At 32.1% G+C, this 2,907-nt stretch carries 5 protein-coding genes; 1 reads left to right on the plus strand and 4 read right to left on the minus strand.

Features of this window, described 5'->3' with window-relative positions; all coding sequences use genetic code 11:
- Positions 1-133 (plus strand): helix-turn-helix domain-containing protein (locus BIZ36_RS20380; protein WP_187457733.1); only part of this gene is annotated, 133 nt, incomplete at its 5' end.
- Between the two features lie 4 nt (positions 134-137).
- Here BIZ36_RS20380 and BIZ36_RS20385 read toward each other — a convergent pair.
- From BIZ36_RS20385 to BIZ36_RS20400, 4 genes are all read right to left on the minus strand, one after another.
- A complete protein-coding gene (locus BIZ36_RS20385; protein ID WP_187459700.1) occupies positions 138-629 on the minus strand; it encodes a DUF4468 domain-containing protein in 492 nt (163 codons plus the stop codon).
- A gap of 25 nt (positions 630-654) precedes the next feature.
- Positions 655-966 carry a hypothetical protein gene (locus BIZ36_RS20390; RefSeq protein WP_187459701.1) on the minus strand — a complete coding sequence of 104 codons (312 nt, stop codon included), beginning with the start codon at positions 964-966 and terminating at the stop codon, positions 655-657.
- A gap of 61 nt (positions 967-1,027) precedes the next feature.
- The gene (locus tag BIZ36_RS20395; RefSeq protein ID WP_187459702.1) at positions 1,028-1,786 is read right to left on the minus strand and encodes a hypothetical protein; all 759 of its coding nucleotides are present in this window, start codon (positions 1,784-1,786) and stop codon (positions 1,028-1,030) included.
- A gap of 298 nt (positions 1,787-2,084) precedes the next feature.
- Positions 2,085-2,705, minus strand: a complete 621-nt coding sequence (locus BIZ36_RS20400; RefSeq protein ID WP_187459703.1) for a hypothetical protein — start codon at positions 2,703-2,705, stop codon at positions 2,085-2,087.
- Between the last annotated feature and the right edge of the window lie 202 nt (positions 2,706-2,907).

Genomic DNA, 2,907 nt, shown 5'->3' on the forward strand with positions numbered 1-2,907 from the left:
CTTATCCACATCTGAGCTAAGCATTAGCGAAATTGCCTTTAGCTGCGGTTTTGAACATTCGCAATCTTTTAGCAAATTCTTTAAATCTAAAACGCAACTTTCCCCAACCGAGTTTAGGGCATCTTTTAATTGAACTTTTACCAGTCATCATCTCCAGACCGTAAATCAAAAGCATTTGATAAACTGTCTTCAATAATTGGGGTGTCTTTTGACTTGAATCGTTTTCTAAGTTCTCCTTTTGAATTCAAGGCGTATTTTTCTATCGCCTCCTGACTTCCTTGATCAAAAACGCCAGCACTGGTCTGACTCTCAAATTTTAAGTTCTTTGCTGTAATTCGATATCTGTTCTCCTTGAATTCAACTACAAAACTACCATTCAAATTAGAAGCCATTAAATACATGCTAGCGGCTCCCTTATATCTTATTGGTACATCGGTGAAGTTTCCAATAATTGATTCATCAAGTATCTCCAACGAACTAAACTTTCCGGACGATTTAAATTTTTTGAACAATACTTCGGCAGAGCCATTATATTGTTTTACACTTCTCCATATAATCTGTCCTTGGTCGTTTTCAAGTTGGGAAAAGACAGAGGTGCTAACTAAAAATAGGAATAGAAATACCTTCATATTAAATCCCTTTTCTGAAATTTAATTAAACAACATCAATTAATTTTAAAAATGCAGCAATTAGATTTAGTCCACCAATTGTTATAATAGCCCAGGTCAATTCTCTTTGTCTTTTAGAGGACTGTTCAAGGTTTAAGATTAGTTTTTCAGTAAGTCTATGGTCCAGCTCAGTATTTCCTTGTTCTGCTACCGCCGCATAATATGAAGTTCCTAAGACAACATTCGAAGCATAATCATATTTGTTGATTTTATTTTGACATTTTGCAACTACCTCTTTGATTGTATCATCAGAACATCCTTCTGGATAGTTATTGAGTATATTAATGCTACTCATCATTTATTTGAACTTTAAATAAGAACTAAGGCTTTCAATAAAATGCTTTCTTGTGCAATTTTTATTATTCTCTGGGATTGCCTAATATTCCATTACCATCTCTTTTAATTACCAAATGATCCCTCGGATTATTTTCCATATACAGAACCTGCAAAGTACTATCAAGCGAAATGGGAACTAGTTCCGATTTTACTTTGCCCTTAAACTCATTGTTTTGATTATCTTGATAAATGTAATTAGCAATTTTTACATCATGCTTATTTAGTACTCCTAATTTTCCACTTCCAGCTTCTCTTTCGATAGTATAGAATTTAATTTTTGCAACTGTTTTTATTCCATCCTCATAAAGATTATTTTCAGATATTTTATCTGGTATAAAGTGGAAAAACAAAAGAACCCAAATAGGGCTAGTTATTAATGCAATAAGCAATAAAATTTTAAATTTATTATCTGATTGTATTAAAGGAACTTTGTTTGATGCTAGAAGTTCAGTTTTGTGGTTGTAAGTGCTATTTAAGTTCGTCGTCTCTTTTTCTAAATCTATAAGTTCGCTAGAATCAAAGCTGTAATTTCTATTGAAAATATTAATTTTTTCATTCACTTTGAGGCATACTCTAGCCGTACCATGATGACTATCGTATTCTTCGAACACTTTCCAATACGATTTGCATTTGAAACATTGCTTTATTTTTATGGTTTCGTTCGTAATTGGGTCAGGATCAAGAACAGCAACTTGTTTTAAAGTCCAAACTTCACATGAAAGTCTGGTGTACTGAAACTCCATTGGTTTGAAATTACACGCTTTAGTTTGTTCTGTTTCCATACATTAATTTCAATAGTTCCTAATCCCACCTTTGAATTCGATTATTTAGTCATAATACACCTCTTTATTCATCTAATTTAGAACAAAGTCCGGTATTTTATAATCCATTTTTTGAACTTTATTCTTAATCAATATCAAAGTCATCAACATCCCAATCAGACATACTATTGGAATCTGAACCTGAACCGCGGTTGCGCAAAACATTCAATAAAATTAAAACTACTGCGCAAATTCCAAGTACAATCAAAGATTTAATCTGGCCGTCTGACAATTCCATTTTTCATCTAATTATTAGGTCTTAATATCTCCTTACATTTCCATCGTTGTAGTCAATAATCAGGTATTTTTTATCCATGAAGTTGCTTAACAATCGAATTATGGCTTTCCCATGGCCTAAGAATGACTTTTCCTGATATCCCCCGGTAATTCTTTGTTCTTCCCATTTTTCTAATTGGGACTCGTGAAACTTCGCATTTAGGAGATTCAATTCTCTATCATTCTTTAAAACTGCGATTATTCTAATGGTCCATATTTCTTTGTTATAAGCTACTGTGCCGCCAAGCAATTCCTTTAAAGTGAATAATTCTTCGTATTGTTCATATTCGAGCAATATAAATTTGATTTCGCTGAAATTCACAATTTTTCTTCTAAGCGATTTTTTAACTTCAAGATATCCTTTTTCATTATTCAAATGAAGGACTATTTTGTTGTTGGAGCTCACATCGATACTTCCAGGATTGACACTAAGTCTTTTGTCCAAAAAGTTCATTTTTTTTGAGCTAATTATAAATTTTGGAATATCGTGCAGTTCAGGGTTTTTTAAAAATTTTTTTCTTTTCCGGAGGGTTTTCATGTCTTTGTAAAATATCATGAATAGTCCTCCAAGGGTAATAACCAGTAGTATAAATGATAAGTCCAATTTTTAAAAAGTGGTGAAGATTAAATTCTTTTCGTTTTATGTAAGATAAAGTTTTTTTAAGTTCGGTCAACTGAACTAGAAAAGGTGAAACCTAAAAAACATGGATTTTTTTCTTATTACATTTCAGCTTTCAGATAACGGTTGAGTATGAATCATATTATCTATACATCTTTTATGCGCGGAACTAAGTTAAGATAATTTG

This window comes from Cytophaga sp. FL35, assembly GCF_014349235.1.
In the GTDB taxonomy this organism is placed as follows: domain Bacteria; phylum Bacteroidota; class Bacteroidia; order Flavobacteriales; family Flavobacteriaceae; genus Euzebyella.

Coding starts and splice junctions, on each gene's coding strand:
- BIZ36_RS20395 (WP_187459702.1), bottom strand. CDS start 1,786: ATGGAAACAGAACAAACTAAAGCGTGTAATTTCAAACCAATGGAGTTT.
- BIZ36_RS20385 (WP_187459700.1), bottom strand. CDS start 629: ATGAAGGTATTTCTATTCCTATTTTTAGTTAGCACCTCTGTCTTTTCC.
- BIZ36_RS20390 (WP_187459701.1), bottom strand. CDS start 966: ATGATGAGTAGCATTAATATACTCAATAACTATCCAGAAGGATGTTCT.